The 24818-nt window shown below is 32.3% G+C and carries 13 protein-coding genes and 1 tRNA gene; 11 read left to right on the top strand and 3 right to left on the bottom strand.

The window, feature by feature from the left end:
• The first annotated feature begins 1369 nt into the window (after window positions 1-1369).
• From HSX44_RS01515 to dapA, 3 genes are all read left to right on the top strand, one after another.
• Window positions 1370-1443 (top strand) — tRNA-Arg (locus HSX44_RS01515).
• 68 nt (window positions 1444-1511) lie between these two features.
• Window positions 1512-1988 carry a single-stranded DNA-binding protein gene (ssb, locus tag HSX44_RS01510; protein ID WP_275602008.1) on the top strand — a complete coding sequence of 159 codons (477 nt, stop codon included), beginning with the start codon at window positions 1512-1514 and terminating at the stop codon, window positions 1986-1988.
• Between the two features lie 9 nt (window positions 1989-1997).
• A complete protein-coding gene (dapA, locus tag HSX44_RS01505) occupies window positions 1998-2945 on the top strand; it encodes a 4-hydroxy-tetrahydrodipicolinate synthase (RefSeq protein WP_275602007.1) in 948 nt (315 codons plus the stop codon).
• Window positions 2946-3610: 665 nt separating this feature from the next.
• Here dapA and hemB read toward each other — a convergent pair.
• Both hemB and HSX44_RS01495 read right to left on the bottom strand, forming a co-directional pair.
• Window positions 3611-4615 (bottom strand): porphobilinogen synthase, encoded by a 1005-nt coding sequence (gene hemB / locus HSX44_RS01500; protein WP_275602006.1) that lies wholly within the window; start codon window positions 4613-4615, stop codon window positions 3611-3613.
• A 961-nt stretch (window positions 4616-5576) separates the two neighbouring features.
• Window positions 5577-6824 carry an IscS subfamily cysteine desulfurase gene (locus tag HSX44_RS01495; protein WP_275602005.1) on the bottom strand — a complete coding sequence of 416 codons (1248 nt, stop codon included), beginning with the start codon at window positions 6822-6824 and terminating at the stop codon, window positions 5577-5579.
• A gap of 870 nt (window positions 6825-7694) precedes the next feature.
• On the opposite strand from HSX44_RS01495, the gene acnA reads away from it, so the two are divergent.
• From acnA to ubiA, 6 genes are all read left to right on the top strand, one after another.
• Window positions 7695-10319, top strand: a complete 2625-nt coding sequence (gene acnA, locus HSX44_RS01490; RefSeq protein ID WP_275602004.1) for an aconitate hydratase AcnA — start codon at window positions 7695-7697, stop codon at window positions 10317-10319.
• Between the two features lie 111 nt (window positions 10320-10430).
• The gene (gene putA, locus HSX44_RS01485) at window positions 10431-13571 is read left to right on the top strand and encodes a bifunctional proline dehydrogenase/L-glutamate gamma-semialdehyde dehydrogenase PutA (protein ID WP_275602003.1); all 3141 of its coding nucleotides are present in this window, start codon (window positions 10431-10433) and stop codon (window positions 13569-13571) included.
• Between the two features lie 1110 nt (window positions 13572-14681).
• Complete coding sequence (nusA, locus tag HSX44_RS01480; protein ID WP_275602002.1) at window positions 14682-16244, top strand: transcription termination factor NusA; 1563 nt, start codon at window positions 14682-14684, stop codon at window positions 16242-16244.
• 9 nt (window positions 16245-16253) lie between these two features.
• Window positions 16254-18572 carry a translation initiation factor IF-2 gene (gene infB / locus HSX44_RS01475; protein WP_275602001.1) on the top strand — a complete coding sequence of 773 codons (2319 nt, stop codon included), beginning with the start codon at window positions 16254-16256 and terminating at the stop codon, window positions 18570-18572.
• Window positions 18573-18581: 9 nt separating this feature from the next.
• Entirely contained in the window at window positions 18582-18929 is a 348-nt protein-coding gene (locus tag HSX44_RS01470; protein ID WP_014869158.1) for a ribosome-binding factor A, read from the top strand.
• 3 nt (window positions 18930-18932) lie between these two features.
• Complete coding sequence (gene ubiA / locus HSX44_RS01465) at window positions 18933-19790, top strand: 4-hydroxybenzoate octaprenyltransferase (protein ID WP_275602000.1); 858 nt, start codon at window positions 18933-18935, stop codon at window positions 19788-19790.
• Between the two features lie 529 nt (window positions 19791-20319).
• Here the strand turns inward: ubiA and HSX44_RS01460 are convergent.
• Entirely contained in the window at window positions 20320-22128 is a 1809-nt protein-coding gene (locus HSX44_RS01460) for a peptidylprolyl isomerase (RefSeq protein ID WP_275601999.1), read from the bottom strand.
• A 315-nt stretch (window positions 22129-22443) separates the two neighbouring features.
• Between HSX44_RS01460 and HSX44_RS01455 the strand changes: the two genes are divergently transcribed.
• Together HSX44_RS01455 and rho are read left to right on the top strand one after the other, a co-directional pair.
• Window positions 22444-23055 carry a cell cycle transcriptional regulator TrcR gene (locus HSX44_RS01455; protein ID WP_275601998.1) on the top strand — a complete coding sequence of 204 codons (612 nt, stop codon included), beginning with the start codon at window positions 22444-22446 and terminating at the stop codon, window positions 23053-23055.
• 212 nt (window positions 23056-23267) lie between these two features.
• Complete coding sequence (rho, locus tag HSX44_RS01450) at window positions 23268-24683, top strand: transcription termination factor Rho (RefSeq protein ID WP_275601997.1); 1416 nt, start codon at window positions 23268-23270, stop codon at window positions 24681-24683.
• The last annotated feature ends 135 nt before the right edge of the window (window positions 24684-24818 follow it).

Genomic DNA, 24818 nt, shown 5'->3' with positions numbered 1-24818 from the left:
TTATAGTATGGGACCAAAAGACGAGATTTTAAGCAAATTAGTTGCTTCATCGTCAAACAACACTACAGAAAGTGAACAGTCTTCAGCAAATGGTTAAAAAAAGGAAGTTATTTTAAGTAAAAGCCTAAATTTGTAGAAAAATTCCTTCTTCAAGTTTACACAGCAGCGGATACATTGCAAATTTGAGTTTTGAGCTCAGTAAGTTGCATAAAAGATACTACAATGCTTGAAACCTGAAGTGTCGATTTCTATACCTGAGAAAGCAAGATTACACAGTAAAAGTGAACACACAAAAGTAATAAAAAAGTGAAATTACCTAAGTTTTAGTTCAACTAGAAATAAACATATTTTTTATTTTTACAANTCTCTTCTAAGTTTGCCTGGTTATGTCATGATTAAACCTCTTATTTCTGAAAAAAGAGAGGAATATTGATACTGTAACTATGAATTAGATTTTGGACGGTAATATGGTAAAATAGTGAGAGCTAATATAGTTCTTAACTGGTACGCTATAATGAAGTAGATGAAATAATGAAGGTAAAAGAGCTATCTTTTGTTTTTACAATACTATTTTTCAAGGTTAATGCGTATTCCGACTGTAAAAGCAGTGTAGAAAATATAGAAACTTGTAAAAAATATGTCTGTCGGTAATATATTATTAATGATGAAGACCTCATCTAGCATAGAATGCTATAATTAAATAGTAGAAGTTTATATGTATATTAGAAAAACAAGATAATGATGAAATAGTTTATCATTATTCTAAGCGGAAGTGACAATGAAAAAAAATATTTCGAAAGTATTTTCAAAATTAACAATCAAGAAATCGATAATTTTACTGATATATACGAAATTTACTTATAAAGGAATGTTTCTTTATAAGCATCCGAAAGATAAAGGTATGTATAGAGTCATATAAATCAGAATGAGATAATAAGGGAAGCAGTAGAGAGTGATTTTGATGTTTTATCACGATATTATAATATAAAAAGTATTCTTTTAATGAGAAATTGGTTAGTAAGATAGTCAGCAAAATGGAAAAGTTTTACTTACGTTCTTCAAGAGAAATGATATTAGATGATTTTTATCATAAGACAGTGAGTTTAGTTAAATTTTATATTTTTTTCTAATACACTGAAAATGTGAGTAAAACGGGGAAACTGTTTACAGGCATTAAGGACTTAAAAATTCACTCAATAACCGGAAACTACATAATTTTTATGTGTACTGTAGATCAGAACATAATGAAAAACCAAACAAGTAATTCAAAAGATATGTGTATTGACAGCATGAAAATGCTATGTTTGTGATTTATCCGAATCTAAAATTTAACTTAGTTAGCTTATCTATTAGGTAATTTAATATATGTGCGCTTGTAGTTCAGTTGGATAGAGCGTTGCCCTCCGGAGGCAAAGGTAGAGGGTTCGAATCCCTCCAAGCGCATTTCCTATCAGATTTGACAATTGTATTTTAACATAAGATAATATAGGGAGTTTATTTTAAAGTACAANATGTCCGCTGGTACAGTAAACAAAGTTATATTAGTTGGTAATTTAGGAAGAGATCCTGAAATTAGAACTATGCAGAATGGGAAAGAAATGGCAAGTTTTTCAATAGCTACATCTGAAAATTGGACAGATAAGTTTTCTGGTATACGTTCTGAAAAAACGGAGTGGCATAATATTGTAGTGTTTAGTGAAGGATTAGTAAAAATCATCAAAGATCTCGTACGTAAAGGCAGTAAAGTTTACATTGAAGGTTCTTTAAGAACTAGAAAATATACTGACCAAAATGGAAGTGAAAGATATACCACAGAGGTAATGTTGCAGAATTTTAACAGCACTCTTGCACTCTTAGATTCACGGTCAAATTCTGATTGTAAATCAAACGAATATAAGCAACGTGAAGTAGAACAAAAAAATCAGCATAGAGATTTTTTTGACAGTGAAATAAAGGAAGAACTAATTGACGATGAAATACCATTTTAATAACTTCAATTGAAATTATTATCTCCATTTTTATGGACTGCCTGTGTTACTCCTTTTAATGACAAAGGAGATAGTATAGATTATAGCAGTTTACAGCTTTTACTTACAATGCAAGCTGAAGCCGAAAACGGTGTGGTGTTATTAGGTAGCACTGGTGAAAATTTGTCACTTACTGATCATGAAAGGCGTGCATTAGTTAACTTTCTATGTGGACTCAAATTAAGTACGAAAATCATAATTGGTGTACCAGGAGTAAATTTATATCAAACCCTTGAATGGCTTGATTTTTGCAAAGGCATGCCCATTTACGGCTATTTAATAACCACCCCAATTTATACAAAGCCTGGAATTATGGGGCAGACTTTATGGTTTGAAAAGCTACTCGAAAAAGCACATGTACCAGCTATGCTTTATAATATTCCATCAAGAGCAGGAGTAAGTCTTCATGTAGAAACTGTACGTAATTTGTCTAGCCACGAAAAGTTTTGGGCTATTAAAGATTCAAGTGGAACTATTGATACTTTAATCAAGTACAAAAAAGTTGCACCAAATATTGAAGTTTTTTGTGGTGATGATAATATGATACTTGATATGGCTACTTATGGTGCAGCTGGCTTAGTTTCTGTTGCTTCTAATCTTTGGCCATGTATAGTACATAAGTATGTTAAGCAATGCTTACTGTTATTCCAGCGCATAGCGCTGGAATCTAAAAAGGAAGCAAATACTAAAGCAATAGAAAATGAAGTAAAAAGTTCAACAAGTATCTGGCAGCAAGTCTGTAAAACACTGTGTATTGCTAGTAATCCAATACCCACTAAAGCACTCTTGCACGATATTGGGATCATAAAACACAAAACTGTCCGCCTACCGCTCAGCACAGAAGACTTATCTTCTATTGAAGCACTAAGGCAGGCCAATGTAATGGTTTCCAAATGGAAAAAATTAATTAATAACTAAAATAAAAGCAACAACTTAAGCCTTTTTTAATCAAACACGATAATCCTTATTCTGTGGCCAATGTCAATCATACAATTGAGGTTTTTTAATTAGTTTTCAACGCGCTATAGTCTGTACAGCTCTGATGTCTTAAACTACCGGATATGTCTAATCTTCAGCTGAACCGAAACTTAAGTTTATTGATGACTTGAAAAATCTTCATAGATGTCATTTAAATGGTGAACACTGTGAAATGACATTTTTTACAGAGCCTTTTAAATTGCTTTAGCTACAAACTACTTTAAAAGCTTACCAAATGAAAAAAAAGATAAGGTAAAACCTGATTAATGCCTGCTTAAAAACACTAGCATTCTACACTGCCTTAAATGTTTTATAAGTGCGCTTTAGCTCATACAGATAAAAACCTAGAAATCAGGTGAAATTAACAAAGATATTAGGCATATATAGTGTAAAGAATTAAACATAAGATATATCAACTACACAATATTTTTGTTACTTTAACTTGCATAAATTGAAAATAACTAAATAACCTTAGTTTGAAGTAAAGGAAGATAAAACGAAGGTTTGCCAAGTAGTTTTTTGTTTCTATTTAAATATAGACCTAGTGTGCTGCCAAAAACTACATAAGAAGTCCACTTAATTTATTACAGCAAACACAGTTCACATTAGGTCTTTTGTGTCATTAAAATTTTTACAACATCAAGCGCTGCATAGGTGATTATTGCGCTTGCACCAGCACGCTTAAAACCAACCAAAGACTCATAAATTACTTTATCATAATTCAGCCAGCCGTTATTTGTTGCAGCTTTTATCATTGCATATTCACCACTTACTTGATAAGCAAAAATCGGAAAATTAAACTTATCACTTGCTGTTTTAATTATATCTAAGTATGGCATACCTGGTTTTATCATAATAAGATCTGCACCTTCGTTTATATCCATTTCAATTTCACAAATTGTCTCTCTTGCATTTCTATAGTCCATTTGATAACTACTTTTGTCGATAAAATTTGATGGTATGCATGAACCAACAATTTGTCTAAATGGTGCATAGAAACTTGAGCAGTATTTTACTGCATAAGACAATATCAACACATCTTGAAAGTTATTATCATCCAATGTCTTTCTTATTTTTCCTATTCTACCATCCATCATATCAGAAGGAGCCACTATATTACATCCTGCTTTTGCTAAAGCGAGCGCTTGCTTACACAATACTGACACAGTTTCATCGTTTTCCACATCTATCAGATCCCCTTTTAAAAGGCCATCATGACCATGAGTAGTATATGGATCTAGCGCAACGTCTGCAATAATACCAATACCAGGTACCTTTAGTTTTACAGCATAAATTGCTTTGCAGATTAAATTGTCTTGATTATATGCTTCCTCAGCATTTTTAGATTTTAATTTACTATCAACTACAGGAAAAATCGCAATAGCATTGATCCCCAAATCCTCAGCTTTTTGAGCTACAGAAACCAATTCATCTATTGAATAACATTTCATGCCGGGTAAACCTGGAATTGATTCAGTTGTTTCTTTTCTATTATGAACAAAAAGAGGGAAAATCAAATCATTTACTGATAAAATGCTTTCACTCGTTAAATTACGAATCCATTTACTTGAGCGCCTACGCCTTAAACGTGTGTTCGGAAAATTAAACATCATACCTTCTCTCTAAGATTGTTTTAACAAAAGTAAGTATCTATAGCATTTCTATAGTTTCTCTTCAAATTTTATTCTTATGAAAAAGGAGTATATAATTTATCCGTTTATATCAATAATACATTCCCATTTCATGCAATTTTTTTATTTCATCTACTGAAANGCCAGTAATTTTAGCAATAATATTTACAGAGAGACCGGCCTTAAGTAAGTTTTTAGCCACAACTATTTTAACTTATTCTTATCTTCCATTAACCTTTATATGTTACTGATTCTTCTCATTTTAATAAAACCTGTCTAATTACCTCTTCATTGAGCTTTTTTAATTACTCTACTCGACTTTTTGTAAATTTAGGCAACTCAATAAAAACAAATTAAAAGTTCTTTAAATAATATTCATTAAAGAAAAACCTTTTTGACCAATGTGATTGCCAGACTGTCTTGAATAAGCTTTAGCAGCGTAAAGTTAAACACGTCTTCAAAGCTCTTATTCCCATAGAGCTGCATCTCCACAATTTATCTGTTTTTCGTGAAAACCACCTTGCAAAAAGTATTAATAATACTCTGCTCATCACAGAAGCGATTTTAGGATTTATAATGGTGCTGTGGGAATTCAACTTTTTGTGTTAATTTAACACTAATGAAGTCTAAGATGTCGTTTTGAAAAATAGGGTAGGTGAGAATATTCTTATTTTTCTCATATCGAAGATTTTTTAAAGATTAATCCTATACAGCACATTTTTAATACTTCCCAATGTCATTAAACCTTTATTTACCTTCATTTATACACCTATTTTACTACTCTGCTAAGAGCAGTACTTTAAAAACTACTCCCCCTCATTTTTTATCCTAAGCCAAGTCTCTTGAACTTTTATCACTTTTGTTCCTTAAAAAAAGAATCAACCTTTTTTACTATTAGATTTCTTATTTTCTCTATTTTGCTATTCTGCTAAATAGAATTTTAATGAAAGTCCCATTTTACTGTGCTTAAATCTACCCCTTCTTGCACCATTTCCCAAAGCGGGCTCATTTCTCTTAGCCGCCCAACATTCTTAGCAACAAGATCCGCCGCATATAGAATTTCATCTTTAGTTGTAAATCGGCCAAGACCAAATCTAATTGATGAATGTTCAAGGTCATGACCATTATTTAGTGATCGTATAACGTAAGAAGGCTCAAGAGATGCAGATGTACATGCAGAACCAGAACTTACCGCTAAATCCTTGATTGCCATGATGAGAGATTCACCTTCAACATAGGGAAAACTTAAGTTTAAATTGCCAGGAATTCTGTTTTTATAATCGCCATTTAAAACAACATCAGGAAATGCTTCTTTTATCTTGTTATACAAAATATCTCTTAGTTCTTCCAACTTGGTTGCTTCTATTTCCATTTCTTCTTTAGCAATACGCGCTGCTTCACCAAAACCGACCGAAAGAGGAGTTGGAACTGTTCCAGAACGCATACCTCTTTCCTGCCCACCACCACTAATCAATGGTGTTAACCTAACACGAGGATTTTTTCTACGAACATATAATGCACCTATTCCCATAGGTCCATAAATTTTATGGCTAGAAAGGCTCATGAGATCAATGTTCATTTCATTAACATCAATTGGCACTTTTCCAAAGCTTTGGGCAGCATCTGTGTGAAAAAATATATTATGCTTTCTACATATCGCACCAATTTCTTTAACAGGTTGCACTACTCCAATTTCATTGTTTACCATCATCACTGAAACCAGAATTGTTCTGTTAGTAATTGCTTTTTTTAGCTTCGATAAATCGATAATTCCATTTTGCTTAACAGGTAAATATGTAACTTTAAAGCCTTCACTTTCCAAGTACCGACAAGAATCCAAAACGCACTTATGCTCTGTGCAGACAGTTATTATATGATCCCCTTTATTTTTATAAAAGTGAGCAACACCTTTAATCGCCATATTGTTTGACTCAGTTGCACCTGAGGTGAAGACAATTTCCTTACTATCTGCGTTCACTAGATCTGCAATATGCTTCCTTGCTTTTCCCACTGCTTCTTCAGCAATCCAACCGAACGAATGACTACGGGAATGTGCATTACTAAATTCACCAAAATAAGGCATCATCACCTCTAAGACACGAGGATCTACTTTAGTAGTAGATTGGTAATCAAGAAATATCGGTAACTTTACCTCAATATTATGTGTTTTCTCATCTTTTACATTCATAGTTATTATAAAAATTTGAGTGCGGAATCTATACTTTATAACACTAAAACTTAACTTTTTCAAGACATAATTTTGTCTCGAATACAAAATCTAACTGCTAAATATTGTTATCATAAAGATGACTATTTATTATAAGAACAAATATTCGTTCATGAATTGCTTTTAAAAAATTTACCAGACGAAAAAAGGCAAAAAAAAATCATAGGCAGATAATTATTTATTAACTTCAAAATATTGGCGTTCTTGCTCTAAGCGCTATATTTAACTACATTTTAAATAACAACTAGCTAAATTATAGATATTAAGGAGCTTACTAAGCAAAAAAACAGAATGGACCTAAAACAACTAGTACTCTAATTCTCATTTATATCTATTTAATGTTTTTGCTGTCCAAAAACACTATACAAGTATGTTTCAGCTTGCAAAAGTCTAGTGTTTTAAAAGATATAAGACGTACACAATGTAAAAAATTAAACATAACATACATCNATACATTAAGTTTTTTATCACTAATTTACCAAAATTATAAAAATAAGTAAATAATTCCAACTTTATGGTGAAAGAAGCAATAAGACTCACTAAGTAGCTTTCGTAGCTAATACACTTCCATGCTATCCTGCCAATGAAAATTTTTCTTTACCAAGCTTTACATAAAGTGATGCCTATTTTAGAAAGGTCTACCTCAGTCTATTATTGACAATCATGATATTTGTTCCTAAAGTTTTTGCAGCAAATAATGGCTTATTAAACACCAACTGTATGACATAAATTGGTGATTATACTTATTTTACTACAATATAGAGAAATTTATACCATTTTATAGTGATATCAAGATTGTGGTCCTTTTCATTTAAATAATGGCTATACGAGATGAATAATTCTTTAAACTCAAAAACAGTTTTAAACATCAACAAAAAGTTGTATAGCTACTTTAGCCTCAGCGCTGCTGGTGAATTTTTAGGAATAGATCTAACTAAATTACCTTGCTCACTAAAGGTCTTACTTGAGAATTTGTTACGTAACGAAGATGGAGTGAATGTAAGATTTGATGACATAAAAATACTAGCAAGTTGTGTAGAAAAACACGTTAATCATGAAATTAGCTACAAACCGGCAAGAGTGTTGATGCAAGATTTTACAGGAGTTCCTGCTATTGTTGATTTAGCCTCAATGCGTAGTTATATAAAGAAAAGTGGAGGTGACCCAAGTAAAATAAATCCATCCATACCTGTTGATCTTGTAATTGACCATTCTGTTCAAGTAGACAGTTACGGAAGCATTTCTGCATTTAATAAAAATGTTGAATTGGAAGTAAAAAGAAATTTGGAGAGGTATAAGCTTTTGAAGTGGGGAGAGTCGTCCTTCAAAAATTTTAGAGTAGTACCACCTGGAACAGGAATTTGCCACCAAGTGAATATCGAGTATTTGGCACAAGTTGTGTGTAACAAAAATGGGGTTGTGTACCCTGATACTGTAGTCGGCACAGATAGCCACACTACTATGGTTAATAGTTTATCAATTCTTGGTTGGGGTGTTGGTGGAATAGAAGCTGAATCTGTAATGCTTGATCAACCAATTAGTATGGTGATCCCAGAGGTAGTGGGATTTAAATTAACTGGAAAACTCTCAGAAGGAGTAACTGCAACTGATCTAGTACTGACAATTACAAATATCTTGAGAAGAAAAAGTGTTGTTGGTAAGTTTGTAGAATTTTATGGTAGTGGGTTGGATCATTTATCTATAGAAGACAGAGCAACCATAGCTAATATGGCTCCAGAGTATGGTGCAACTTGTGGTTTTTTCCCAATTGATCAAAAAACACTAGATTATTTAAATTTAACTGGAAGGCCAGAAGAGTTAATCAAATTAGTTGAAGTCTATGCAAAAGAACAAGGATTGTTGCGAAACAGTAACGAGTTAGCGTTTTTTGACATCTTGGAGCTTGATTTATCAAGCGTAAAACCAGTAATGGCTGGTCCTAAAAGACCACAAGATAAAATTTTTCTTCCACAAATTTCAGAATCTTTTTCTCAATCGTTTTCAGTTAGTAAACTAGAGAAAAGCGATAAACTTCAAGACGGAAGTGTGGTTATTGCAGCAATAACCAGCTGCACCAATACCTCAAATCCAAGCACGATGATTGCTGCTGGTCTTGTAGCACGTAATGCAGTCAAACTTGGAATAAAATCAAAACCTTGGGTTAAAACTTCTCTTGCCCCAGGATCACAAGTTGTAACGGAGTACTTAGAAAAATCAGGATTACAAGAAGATCTAAATGCTTTAGGTTTTAATCTAGTTGGATATGGATGCACGACTTGCATTGGAAATTCCGGTCCACTTGATAAAGATATAGAAGATGATATAAAAAGCAAAAACTTAACTGTTACTGCAGTTTTATCTGGTAATCGTAATTTTGAAGGAAGAATTCATCCTTTAGCCAAAGCTAACTACTTAGCATCTCCGATGCTTGTTGTTATATATGCACTTGCAGGTACTGTACGAATTGATCTAACAAAAGATCCTATATGTAAAAATAAAGATGGAAACAACGTTTATCTAAAAGATTTATGGCCAACAAACAGTGAAATCGAAAACTGTGTTAGAAGTGTTGTAACACGTGAAATGTTCATACAAAAGTATAAGAATGTTTTTTCTGGTAACAAGTATTGGCAAAAAGTAAAATGTCGAAAAAGTAAAATCTATAGGTGGGACACAAAAAGCACTTATATACAAAATCCTCCTTATTTTATTAGTTTATCAATGAAGAGTAATAAAAGCAATGTAATTAACATAAAAAACGCGCAGATATTAGCAATATTTGGTGATAGCATAACCACTGATCACATTTCTCCTGCTGGAAATATTGCCTTAAATAGTCCTGCGGGCATATATTTAAAAGATCTTGAGATTGAACCACAAGATTTTAATTCATATGGATCTCGTCGTGGTAACCACAACGTGATGATGCGTGCAACCTTTGCTAATATCAAAATAAAAAATGAAATGGTGAGTATCAATGGTGGATACACAAAGCATATTCCCTCTCAAGAAACCATGCCAATTTTTGATGTGGCAATGCGCTATAAGAAAGAAGCTGTCCCATTAATTGTTGTTGCAGGAAAAGAATATGGTACAGGTTCAAGTAGAGATTGGGCAGCAAAGGGTACTGCATTATTGGGAGTTAAAGTTGTAATTGCAGAGAGCTTCGAGCGCATACACAGGTCCAACTTAATTGGTATGGGTGTTCTCCCACTTATATTTCAAAACGGAATAACTAGAAAAGCATTTTGCGGTAGTGAAATAATAAACATAGAAGGTAAAATAGTGCCAAACGGAAATCTAGAATGCGTTATCAAAAGAAAGGATAATTCAGAGCAATCAATTCAACTCAAATGCTGCGTGCAAACTGCAACTGAATTAAAGTATTTAATGAGTGGTGGAATATTAAACTACATACTTGTACACTCTTCTCGACTTAGCAAAGTTATTGAGTAATCACTAAACTTTCTTTATTCGGTTCTAGCCTTTTATATAAATAAAGGTTTATTCCATGCGGAGTTATGGTATAATTTTGCCTTATATAATAAAGGTGTTTTATAGGTAATTATGATCAGTTCTATACAAGAACCTAACGAGCTGCGAAAGCGTTTGCAGGGGTTTTATCGTACTGACGAAAGAAACTGTATGCGTTATCTTGTAGAAAAGATAGAACTTTCGGCTGATTCGAGAAACAGAATTTACAATATTGCAAAACAAGTTATCGAGAAAATTAAAGGTAGCAAGCTAGGTATCATAGATTCTTTTATGCAGCAGTACTCATTTTCCAATGATGAAGGAGTGGCGCTAATGTGTATTGTTGAATCACTACTTAGAATACCAGACGATTATACAATAAACCAACTAATCAAAGATAAAATTGCTAATCAAGAATGGAGTAAGCACTTAGGGCGTTCTTCTTCATTGTTTATCAATGCTTCTACGTGGAGTTTAGTAATAGGAAGCAATATTCTGAAAAGAAACAGAGAAGATCCAAAATTCTATCATGCAATTTCTAGGTTACTTAAAAATTTAGGGGAGCCAGTAATCCGTAAAGCAGTAAAACAAGCGATGTTAATGCTTGGTAAGCACTTTATTATTGGGGAGAGTATAGAAAAAGCATTAGAAAGTATAAAGTTAGATGATCACAGCAGATATTTATGCTCTTTTGATATGATTGGTAAAACTGTTTGCACAGCTGAGAATGCAGAAGAATATTTTAATTCCTGTATGCATTCAATAAAAACCATAGGCGTGTCTACTGATACTAGTAATTGCTTTAAATCTCATGGAATTTCGATCAAGTTGTCTTCATTACACCCACGTTATGAATTCAGCCAATTTGATAATGTAGCTGAAGAACTAAGAATTAAGGTATTGAAGCTTTGTCATGAAGCAAAGAAGTATAACATTTCATTGTGTATAGATGCAGAAGAATCAGAAAGACTCGAAATGTCATTAGTCTTATTCGAGCAATTACGTCTTGATGAATCACTTTCTCAGTGGAATGGACTTGGTTTTGCTGTACAAGCATATCAAAAACGTGCTTTATCTGTTCTTGATTTTATTGAAGATATTGCTATTCGATCAAAACATAAAATTATGGTAAAGCTTGTGAAAGGAGCATATTGGGACTCAGAAATTAAGCACACGCAGGAATTAGGATTAATTGGGTATCCAGTGTTTACTAGAAAAAGCTATACAGATGTATGCTATCTTGCCTGCGCACAGAAACTTTTAAACAAAGCAAGTCATTTTTATCCATGCTTTGGAACTCATAACGCTTATACTTTTGCTACTATAATGGAACTTGCCGATAAAAACCACCCTGGATTTGAGTTTCAGCGCTTACATGGAATGGGTAAGCGCTTGTATGATTATGCAATGTCAGAACTTGCAACAAGTATTAATTGCCGTGTATACGCTCCAATTGGCAAACATAGTGATTTATTGCCGTACCTTATTAGACGCCTTCTTGAAAATGGAGCTAACAGTTCATTTGTCCATCAAATAAATGATTCCAATATTAAAATTGAAGAGTTAATTTCAGACCCATTAGAAAAAGCTAAAAGCTTAGAGTATGAACCTCATCCAAGCATTCCGTTGCCACAAGATATTTTTGGAAAGGAAAGAAAGAATTCCTTAGGTATTGATATTAGTGATTCAGTTACAATTTCACAACTTGCAAATGATATGAAAGAACTTAGCAAAAAGAAATGGCAAGTTGGACCGGTAATTAACGGAGAATTACTATTTGACAGTACTGAGTCTACCAAAGTAGTTAATCCAGCACATTTAGAAAATATAATCGGGAAAGTGTCTAATACAACAAATAATCAGGCTTTGAACGCTCTTGAAATAGCACATAATGCTTTTGCTAAGTGGCAAAATGTTTCAGCAGAAGAACGTGCTGAGTACCTTGAAAAAGCTGCAGATTTACTTGAAGAAAGAATGAGAAAGCTGATTTACATTCTAATTGTGGAAACAGGAAAGATTTTACCTGATGCAATAGCAGAGGTAAGAGAAGCAGTTGACTTTTTACGTTACTATGCAATGATAGCAAAAAATAAACTGAATAACTGGAAAAAGTTATCAGGTCCAACGGGTGAAGATAATTTCATTTTTTTTGAAGGTAGAGGAGTTTTTTTATGTATATCACCGTGGAGTTTTCCACTTTCTATCTTTATTGGACAAGTTTCAGCTGCACTTGCAGCAGGTAATGTGGTGCTAGCAAAGCCAGCGAAACAAACACCAATTATTGCTTATGAAGCTGTTAGAATACTGCACGAAGCTAAAATACCTAAAAATGTACTGCATTTTATTCCAGGAGACGGTCAGTACTTAAGTAAGATATTAGTACCAGATAATAGAATTTCCGGTGTAGCTTTTACTGGTTCAATACAAACTGCTCAGATAATCAATAGAATGCTTGCTAGCAGAGATGGTCCTATTGTACCGCTTATCGCTGAAACTAGTGGACTAAATGCTATGATTGTTGACAGCTCAGCTCTCCTAGAACAAGTAACTTCAGACGTTTTACTTTCCGCGTTTCGAAGTAGCGGTCAACGCTGTTCTGCTCTTAGAGTGCTATTTATTCAAGATGATATAGCAGAAAAACAGATAAAGATGATATGCGATGCGGCTCAAGAATTAAAGATTGGTGATCCAATGCAGCTTAGCACTGATGTTGGTCCGGTAATTGATAAAGCATCTGTTGATATGCTAACTAAATACACAGAAAAGATGTCAATGGACAAAAATTCAAACCTTTTATCTAAAGTACCCATGAGTATAAATTCTCATAGTGGTTATTTCTTTCCCCCATATATTTATGAGGTGCAGAAAATTTCGCAATTAAAGCAGGAAATATTCGGTCCAATTTTGCATATCATACGCTTTGACAAGTCTCAATTAAGTGAAGTTATAAATGATATAAACAGCACAGGATATGGACTTACGTTTTCTTTACAGAGCCGCATACAAAGCCAAATCAATTTAATAAGTAAGAAAGTATCAGTTGGAAATGTGTACATAAATCGCAATCAGATAGGTGCAGTAGTTGGCGTACAACCATTTGGCGGCAGGGGATTATCCGGNACTGGACCAAAAGCTGGTGGTCCTGATTATTTGCAACGTTTTTCTACAGAAAAGGTTATAAGTATCAATACTACAGCATTTGGTGGTAATACTAAACTTATGTGTTTAGGTTGATTTACAGATATTTTTCTTGTTTTTAAAAGATTAAAATTTTAGCTAAAGTAGATTCAACTTATTTTACTTTTGCCTTTTATCATATTTAAAATTGCATTCATAGCAACCCTTAACTATTATACTATAGTTAACATATAGAACCTTTTTGCAAGAGTTAATTAATATATAATGCACCTCAGATATACTGTTCACAAAAGTATGAATATACAATAAAGTATTAATATGAAAAGCTTCCTTGTAGAAAGAATATGACAATAATATTATTAACTGTAGTGATTTTATTTTTAATTCATATATTATCTATAAAAGGCATCAGATGAAAGCAACCATGACATACAGATTCCTATAGTTAAGTGTGTTTTTTTAGAATTTTCGTTGAAGATAGGTGAAAAGCTATCAGCTCTTTCAATAAAGAGTGAACTTATGTTTCATAAAAGAGGCAAAGGACTACAGGTTCTAGTAGCTAAAGGTTAATTTTGAAGTTAATAAAAGAAATCAGCAAAGATTGTCAGTTTTTTTTGTTAGAGACTTTTCTTATATTAAGAATTATATTAATAGTGTACATCATGCATTTATTGTAATAACAGCAATATTTTTATCTATACATGTAAGTTTTTTATTTTCTTCCTTGTTAATAAAGTTCTTATAATTGTTATATGTGTGGTAGGAGAATTGCTTTAGCTGGAAAAATTATAGTGGTGAAATATAATATACTATTACTTAATGCTTTTCACCACTAAGTTAAGATGTATTAGGTGCTAATATTAAGGAATATATAGTAAATGCTTTAGTTTTTTGCATTATGCTAGCATTATTTACCGTTACAACTACAATTCCTTGTGATAGTAATAGTTACCAAGCTAAATATTAATTTTTTCATTAAAAATTATATATGACATGCCATCAAGCGGTAATAAAGTTGAAATTCTAAATGATTATGACATGTGGAATATCCACTGCAAGCAGTTTTAACCTTATTTTTATTCTTGCATTGCTTGTAATATAAAGATATGAAAAAACTTGACTTAAATTAGTAATTATTTACTATTAGAAATAGCGTTTCTTTCCATTAAAAATATAGTTATAACTGATTGTATAGGATTTATTTGTATGATTGCTAATCGCAAGAGTAGTACTAAACAGAAAAGTGACAAAGGTGACTTAGTTGGGAGCATTGATATAATAAAAACAGCAGCGGAACTTTCACTTCAGAAAGGCCTAGATTTTGAAGTGATAATAAAGGCATTAGAAAGTGCAATAGAAGCAGTTGCTTATCAAAAATACGGTAGTAAGAATAAAATTGTAGTTAATATAGATAGGAACACAGGAAAGGTTATTTCATACAGAGAATTAAAGGTCATTGATGATAAGCCAAATATAGAGGGAAATTCTGGATATGAATCAATTACTCTTACGCAGGCTAAGTTAATAAAGGAAGATGCAAAAGTTGGAGATACCATTAATGAATTGCTCTCCCTTAATACTGATCTTGCTTCAGCAAGAATTGCCCAACAAAGAATTGCTCAAGTAATTAAATATGAAGAATTAAAGAAAGAATATGGAGAATTTAGGGATAAAGTAGGAGAGATAAGATATGGTGTTGTTAAGCAAGTAGAATATTCAGACTTGATTATAGATATAAATGGTACTAGGGCATACCTTCCATTTCGAAATTTAATTGGTGGTGAATCATTTCGCGAAGGTGATAAGGTTAAAGCTTATATACAAACTGTTAAGCGTTCTGATGACGGACGTCAAATTATTCTTTCTAGAGCCCATGAGGGTTTTTTAGAGGCATTGCTAAATCAAGAAATACCGGAAATTGCTGATGGGTTAGTGATAATTAAAGGTATAGCTAGAGATGCTGGTTCAAGATCTAAAGTTGCTGTTTTTTCTCCTGATAAAAATATAGATCCAGTAGGTGCTTGTGTCGGAGTTAAGGGAGAAAGGATAAAAACTATAATACATGAATTAAATGGAGAAAAAATTGATGTCATACACTACTCTTCAGACCTGGGGCAGTTTGTTATTAAAGCAATTACTCCTGCAGAAGTATCAAAGGTTATTATTGATGAGAATGAAAATTACGTAGAGTTAATAGTTCATGAAGATCAGTTGAGCTTAGCTATAGGGAAAAAAGGTCAAAATGTAAGATTAGCCTCAGAGCTTGTTGGATGGAAGATTGAGATACTGAGTACTCAGCAAGAGTCAGAAAGGCGGAGCAAAGAGCTTAATCAATGTTCAGCTCTGTTTGCTGAAGCTTTAAATTTAGAAGAGATCATGGGTCAATTGTTAGTCACAGAAGGCTTTTCAAGCGTAGAAGATATATCCGATGCTTCAATTAAAGAGCTTGCTTCAATAGAAGGCTTTAATGAGGATATTGCAAATGAACTACGTAGCAGAGCAGCTAAGTACCTAAAGGTAAAAAATGATAAAAGAATAGAAGAGTTAAGAGCTTCAGGTATGGAAGATGATGTAATCAACCTACCTTTATCAATAGATAGTAAAATTGCTCTCAGCAAACATGGTATTAAAACATTAGATAGTATAGCAGATTTATCGAGTTATGAGTTTTGCAGTATACTTTCTAATTCAGAAAACAGTAAAAAAGATTTGAAAGATACAGTAGACTTGATAATCATGGAAGCACGTAAGAAGCTAGGTTTAATATAACAAAATGATATGAATAACGAAGAAGGTATCAGTAGTAAGAAACTAACACTTCAAGGCTTTAACAAGCTTAAATTTGGTCTTGATTTAAGTTATCCAGTAAGTCCAAATATAGGGGCTACAATAGTAAAAAAAAGAAGAAGAAAAATCCGTGAGCCAGAAGGGCAAAGCGAGAGTAAACTAGGCTCCTTAACAGAAAAAGAGCAGATTTTTCGTATTAATGCCGTACAAAATGCTGTTTTGCTAAAAGAGAAAAACCTAAAGAAAGAAAAGGAAGTAATTACGAAAGAAGATAATAATAGGAAAATTGATGAAGATAGCATTTCATGCTCTTTACTTAAAGAGACTAAAGAAAAAGGCTCAAGTGGTATTAGCTTAGTTAAACTGATGGAAGAGAGAATTGATGACGAATTTGTTAACAAAAAGCCCTTAAAGACTAATAAAGATGTATATTCCAAATATACTAAGCTAATAATTGCACAGTCAATAGACGACAAAGTTGAACAAACTTTAATGTTCAAACAAAGGTTTGGTATAAGAAATAAAAGGTCAAAGTTTATCAAAGGTAAAAATATATCAAGGGAAGTTATTATACCAGATAAGATTACAATTAAAGAGTTATCTATTCGTATGGCAGAGGAGAGCAAAGGTGTGCTAAAAATGTTAGAAGAAGAAATAGGTGAGTCTTGCAAAGTGGATGATTTTGTGAATCCAGATATAGCATGTAAAATAGTAGAGAAATTCAATCATGTAGCTAAACGAATAAGTAATGTTGACAAGGAAAGGGATTTATTATTTGTAGAAAATAAGAAAAGCTTACCTAAAAAACCTAAGCCACCGGTCGTTACATTTATGGGACATGTTGATCATGGTAAAACCTCATTGCTTGATGCATTTCGTGACTCTAATATCGCAGAAAAAGAATCAGGTGGAATAACTCAACATATAGGTGCTTATCAGACAGTTACAAAAAATAAACAGAAAATTACTTTTATTGATACACCAGGGCATGAAGCGTTCACTGCAATGCGTGCATGTGGTGCCAACATTACTGACATAGTCGTAATAGTGATTGCAGCCGATGATGGGGTGATGAAACAAACAATTGAAGCTATAAATCACGCAAAGTCTGCAAATGTTTCTATCATGGTTGCTATTAACAAAATTGATAAGTCACAGCCTGGAGATGTAGAGAGGATAATTAGTAGTCTACCTAGGTATGGTCTCATCCCTGAGGAACTTGGTGGTGACGTTATAGTTGTACCGGTATCAGCAAAAAAGAGAATTAACTTAGATAAGTTAGAAGAAGCAATCTTGTTAGTTGCTGAGTTAATGAAACTTGAAGCAATAGAAGATTGTCGAGCACTTGGGTGGGTGATAGAATCTAAAATTGATAAAGCTAAAGGAATATCAGCAACATTAATAGTTGAAGAAGGAACGCTAAAGGTTGGTGATATATTAGTACTAGGCACAACATATGGCAAAGTACGTAATATGGTCAATCATCTTGGACAAAGAGAAAATATAGCTCTACCTTCGACTCCAGTTGAAATTACTGGTCTAAACGGTATACCAAACGCTGGAGATAAGTTTGTCGTTGTAAGTTCTGAAAAGCAGACCCGTGAAATTATTGAGTATAGATTAGATCTAGTCAGAAAAAAGAAAGGAAATTCAAACGATAATAATCCAAATATATTTAGTCATGGCGATAGCAAGATAGAAGAGATATCTTTACTTTTAAAGTGCGATGTTACTGGTTCTATTGAAGCAATATCAAATTCAATTAATAAACTTAGTAAAAATCAAGTAAAATTAAATATTCTACACAAAGCAGTAGGAGGAATAACAGATTCAGATGTTCTGCTTGCAGAAGCATCAAATGCAATAATTTTAGCGTTTAACGTTAAAACAGATTCAAAAATAAGAGATATGGCAAAACAAAAAGGTGTAGAGATACACACTTATAATATAATATACGAACTTATTGATGATATGAAAATGTACTTAACTAAAATGTTGAAGCCTATAACACGAGAAGTACGTATTGGCTCTGCATCTGTGAGGCAGATATTTAGTGCATCTAAAGCTAGCAATATCATTGGATGTTATATAAGCGATGGAGTCGCAAAAAAGGATTCTTTAATTAAGGTAATACGCAACAGTAAATTAATATGCAAAGGAAAGTTAAAAGCTTTACGTAGATTTAAAGATGATGTTAAAGAAGTAGTTACAGATTTTGAGTGTGGAATGTCTCTTGATGGTAATGTCGATGTTAAAGTTGGAGATATTCTAGAAGTTTATCAATTAGTTCAGGAAGAAAGGATATTGTAGTAGTTAAGTATGAAAAAAGAAATTAGAAGACTGAAAATAGCATCTGTATTGCATAGAGCAATATCTAGAATCTTAATGAAAGGTAAAGTGTACAGTAATAAGGGTATAATAGTATCTTACGTAAAATTAAGTAAAGATTTTAAAAAAGCGGATGTATATATCGTGTCATCTTCATTAAACGAAAAAAATTACAGCACTAATACTATTATTAATGAAGTTAACCAATCTGCATGGTTAATACACAAATCTATATTGTGTTATGTTAATTTACGGTTTGTACCTAAGTTAGTTTTTAAACCTGATTTAGCATTCGATAATTTTATTAATGTAAACAAAATACTAAGTAATCACACTTAATTGATGCATTTCAATCATTACTTTTTATTGATTAGATTACATAGTTTAACAGGTTTATGGCTTATATTATTTCCGAGTTTAAGTGGTATTACTCTAGCCTCAACTTCTATATTATGGCAGACTTTTTTCCTCTTTATCTTGTTCACTATAGGCTCATTTTTAATGAGATCTGCAGGTTGCGTAATCAATGACATTCTTGATAAAGAAATAGATATACATGTTGAGCGAACAAAGCATAGGCCACTTGCAAGCGATGCATTAAACGTAAAGCAAGCCTTGGCTTTACTTTCTCTGTTATTATCTATTGCACTGGTAATCCTATTACTCACCAATAAAACTACGCTTATGTTGGGAATAATCTCTATATGTATGATAATTATTTATCCCTTATTAAAACGTCATGTTTGGTGGCCACAGTTGTTTCTAGGATTTACTTTTAATATGGGATCACTCATGGGTTGGACAGTAGTAAAAAACAAGATCAGTATAGAACCTGTACTCTTTTATACAGGATGCATCTTTTGGACGCTGAGTTACGACACTATATATGCTCATCAAGATAAGAGAGATGATGAAAAATTAGGAATAAAGTCAACTGCATTGCATTTTGGTAATGCAACAAAATGTTGGTTGAAAAGGTTTTACCTAGTGTCTCTTATGATGTGGCTATGTGCTGGTATCTTATCATCATTAAATAACATTTTTTATATTGCTCTACTTGCTATAGGATTCATGTTTTACTACCAATATAAAAATCTTAACCTTGATAACCCTAGTCAATGTATGTCTATATTCAAAAGCAATTCTTACGTGGGGCTACTGCTTTTTTCCGGCATTCTTTTAGACAGAGTTATAAACTAAATATATCTGAAAAAAGCTCCTGCACAGATACCTAAGTACTTTTTATAGCTCTAGCCTCTTAGAAAAGCTTCCCAAAAGCAGTGTGTAAGGTAATATTAGGTTCTGTTTTTAGCGCTTGAAGAAATTTTGTATATCTTAGGCTACAAAACCGCATATTCTCTATACTAAAATAGTATATAAAGCTACTCAACAAATTTTACCAACCTCATGTTTTGACAATTAGGTTATTTCTAACTAAGAACCTATTTTTAATCTTCATAGACTGCATGAAGTATAGTAACTGCATGTCTTTTAAATCCTTTCTACATTCAGCAAAATCATACTTAAAATATAAACATCAACAAGAGTAAAAAAGCCAGAGCAGGTGAGGTTTTTTGCCTTTGCCCCCTCCTTATAGGGCTATAGGTTAAACTATCACTATAAAACCATGTTTTTTCATTTTTTCCTGTTATTCCAGAGCTTCTTTTTTATTATTCGAGTAGTAGACACTAAAATAATATCGTGCACTTTAGGTAAAACAGGTTTTTAATTATATGTCATCAAGTATAGCATGGTTAACCTCTACTTTATATTTTGACTTCAGATAACTCATTAATTGCTCTTTTAGTGATATCATCACTCTTCTTCCAGTATCAAACATATTTAATTTGCCATTTGATGAATATATTTCTTTTAAAAGACCTATTATAATATCATTATCATATTGAATAGGATCTGTTACTGAATTAGTCGTTTTCATATTAAAAATCTCTTCTATAAAAGAAGAGGGATAATTCTGTTGCCCAACATCATTGCGTTGTACATGCTGGTCTTTAATCAGTTCTACACCTTCAGTTTTCTCAAAATCCGCTTTCTCTTTTAATTGAGTTATAATTCTTTGTCCAATTTTAAACATTTGTTCTTTTATAAACTCATTACGCCAAAGATCTATCACTGATGCCTTACCTTCTTCAAAACTTTGCATCTTAGATGGAATAATATCGATGATCTTTACACTAACAACGGTATCTCCAATTTTCTTAAAATAACCTTTTTGATCTTTTTTTCGTGAAAAAATAAAGGAAATCAAATCATTAGAATTTCTCTCACTATTTACGCTTTGATCTTCTCCACTAGCATCTACTGGACCGATGGTTTGAATAGGCAAACTGTACTCACTGGAAATCTCTTCAATCGTTGCACCATTATATATCTTATAATTTACTTGATTTATAAAATCATTAACTTTTTCAAAAGACTTTTGGTTGATTAAAATTAATTTTATGTCCCTCTTTAAATCAGCCAAGCTTTCATCAGAGATTTGATGCACATTGTCCACCTTTATTATATGCCAGCCAAAATTGCTCACTAAAACTTCGCTTACTTCACCTGCTTTAAGAGCAAATACCTTTTCTCTCATATCTTCTGGTAGAAAATCCTTAGTTACATTATTTATTCTAATTTCCTCAAGTTTTATTTTACCAAACTTTTCTACTATCTGTTCAAAGCTTACTTTGCCATCATCAAGTGCCTTTTTTACTACTTTAACCTCTTCCTCAGTATGAAATACTAGATTAAATATATCTCTTTGATTTTTAAGCTCTTGTTGTTCTATTATACTGTTAACCTCTTCATCTGAAATGTGAACTTGATCTTCAAAATATTTTTGACCTAAAGAAATATATTGTGCAGTTCGATATTCAGGATAATAAAAGTAGGACTTATTTTCTTCATACAAGTTAAATAAAGTTTCATCATTTGGCTTTGGAATATCTGTAACTGCATCTTTAGTTATCTTAATAACATCGACTATCCTGGTTTGATAGCGACTTTTATATATCTGTTCATCAATTTTCTCACCAAAAGTTATTGGATAATCACTTTTAAATAATGAGGTCATGAACATCATTGCAGGTAGAATTTTTTTCAGCTTTGCTATATAATCTTTCTCTATCATATGCAAATCATTTAGCATTCCATAAAATTTCTCTCTATCAAATTCCCCTTTATTGTTTTGAAAGTACTTGATGTTCCTAATATGGTCTTTTACAGATTCTTCTCCAACTACCAATCCCAGATCATCAGTTAGGTTGAACAATAGTTTTTGCTCTATAAGAGCATTAAGTAAATCGTATTTCAGTCTTTTCGTTTGTTCTATACTAATATCAGACCCAGGAGTTTTATTTTCATAATTTTTATATAACAACTTATACTCATCTAATGTTATAACTTCTTTTCCAACTCTCGCTACTTCCTTTTTCTCACTATTATCTAATAGAAAACTACCAACCCCCATGAAGATTAATAAACAGGCTAAAGTGACAATGGTTACTTTAGTGAAAAAATTTTTAACACTCATAAACGCAAAAGTTAATTAATGTTAATTATAACAGAAATTTAGTTCTTGTAAATTTACTAATTCATTAGTTATAATGTATAATATTATAATATCTTAAGCTTAAAAATTCAATTTTTCTCGAATTGAAACATACATTTAAGTCAAGCAATTGCATCCAAAGAGAGTTAATATTCTTTCAGGTCTCTTAAAAGAAACCTAGTTACTTGATCAAATCAAAGGATTGCAAATTAAGAAATTATTAAGTGGTAAAATTAATGCTTTTTTAATTTTAATAGCTTATATTTTAGCTCTATATAACAGCAAAGAATATTTTAAATGGTAGATGTTTTCCTGATGTCATCAGAACTTTCTAAAAGAAATAATAATAAAAGTAAACAGCTTCTTATGCAAATTGCTGCTTGGTTAGTGGATAACACTGCTTTAACTTTTAGCCAGATATCTCAATGTTGTGAGTTAACTCTTGGAGAAGTGCAAGATATAGCTGATGAAAAAATAGATGCTGAAAGATTTAATCCTATTATCTCTGGAATAATAACTGAAAAAGAAATTGATGACTGCAAAAAAAATCTGGACCGTATTCCAAACTTGGTTACAAAAACCTTAAAAAAAAGGAGGAATAAACCAATCGGTAACATTTTTAGGCTTAACTCTGTAGTGAGACGTAAAGATAAACCTGATGCAATTTATTACTTAATAAGAAAATTTCCTATTTTGGATAATAATGTCATAGCTAAATTAATCAGTACAACAAGTCATACAGTAGAGCAGGTAAAAAATGGATCCCATTATAATATGCAAAATATAAAACCTCAAGATCCTGTGCTGCTTGGCTTATGTAGCCAAGAAGATTTAGAGACAGAAATAGAAAAAGCGAAAGTAAAAGAAGAGAGAAGAGAAAGGTTAAAGAATATAAAAGAAAATTATTGAAGCACTCTTCAAATTGCTTATTTATTTTTATACCTTGTTAACATCAAATTAACTTGACTTGTTAATGTATATTGGTATAACTAGCTAAAGTATTAAACTTAATGACAATTAAGTTTAATACTTCCTAAAAGCTAACTAAGCTTAATTTTATTATCTTGTATCACATTTTAAGTTAGTAAGCATCAATTAAAATTTTTGGAGGACTATGGTATATGGTAACAATCAATGAAGATATTTTAGCAAAGGAAAAGGTTGCAGCTAAACCAGAACTAGTAAAAAAAAGTGAACAAATTCCTAACAATGATATAGTAAAGCAAACAACAAACGGAGGTGTAAAAGAAAACAGAAAAACGCTAGATTTGAGTGAACTAAGAAAAAAAACAGCAGAAGAACTATTGGGTCTAGCTGAAGAAAGAAAAATCTCAACTAATGGTAAAAGTAATGGCAGAATGCTGAAGCAAGAGATGATATTCAGTTTAATGAAAAAAATGAGCGAAGAAGGAGGAGTTACTACAGGAAGCGGGGTGGTAGAAATATTACCTGATGGTTTCGGATTCTTGCGCTCAGCAAGTGCAAATTATGCTACAAGTACTGATGATATTTATATTTCTAATGGACAAATAAAAAAGTTCAACTTGCGTACTGGAGATATGGTATGCGGAGAAATAAGGCCACCTGGGGATAAAGAAAGATATTTTACTTTAACTAAGGTTCAAAGCATAAACTCTACTGAGATAAATGAACTAAGAAAGTACGTCCATTTTGATAATTTGCTTCCCCTTTACCCTGAAGAGAGTTTAATTCTTGAAAACAACATCAGTGAAGACAATAAAAAAAATATAAATATGCGTGCTGTTGACATAGTTGCACCCCTTGGAAAAGGACAAAGGGCGTTAATAGTTGCTCCACCTCGTACAGGAAAAACAATATTGCTTCAGCAAATGGCCCATTCTATAGCTATAAATCATCCTGAGATAGAATTGATAGTGTTACTTATAGATGAAAGACCTGAGGAAGTGACAGATATGATACGCTCTGTAAAAGGTGAGGTAGTGAGCTCCACATTTGATGAACCTGCCTACCGGCACGTACAACTCGCTGAAATAGTAATAGAAAAAGCCAAAAGAATGGTTGAACATAAAAAGAATGTTGTAATTTTGCTTGATTCCATAACTCGCCTTGCACGAGCCTATAATGCAGTTATTCCTTCATCCGGTAAGGTTCTTACTGGCGGTGTAGACTCAAACGCGCTGCAAAGGCCGAAGCGCTTTTTTGGAGCAGCTCGCAACATTGAAAATGGCGGTTCTTTAACGATCATTGCCACCGCTCTTATAGAAACTGGCTCAAAAATGGATGAAGTTATTTTCGAAGAGTTTAAAGGTACAGGTAACGCTGAAATTATACTCGATAGAAAACTTGCAGACAAGAGAATATTCCCAGCTATAGATATTACAAAATCTGGAACTAGGAAAGAAGAGCTATTAATTGATAAAGCTATATTAAATAAAATATGGGTGCTGCGTAGGATACTTAATCCTATGGGATCAGTTGAAGCAATGGAGTTCTTGCGTGATAAACTACTTTTAACAAAAAGTAATGCTGATTTTTTTAACTCCATGAATAATTAGTCATAGATTAGCAATAGAAATTCTAAAAAATTGGTTATATGATAGGCTATTGTATAAGTAGCTTTTTAGGTCACCTTATCTAATTTATTTTACCATTTTATTAAAAAACGATACCAATGAAAAAATCATACTGGA

The organism is Wolbachia endosymbiont of Onchocerca gibsoni (genome assembly GCF_029169405.1).
Classification (GTDB): domain Bacteria; phylum Pseudomonadota; class Alphaproteobacteria; order Rickettsiales; family Anaplasmataceae; genus Wolbachia.
Note: the sequence above shows the minus strand (reverse complement) of the source record. Positions and strands in the feature narration are given on the sequence as shown.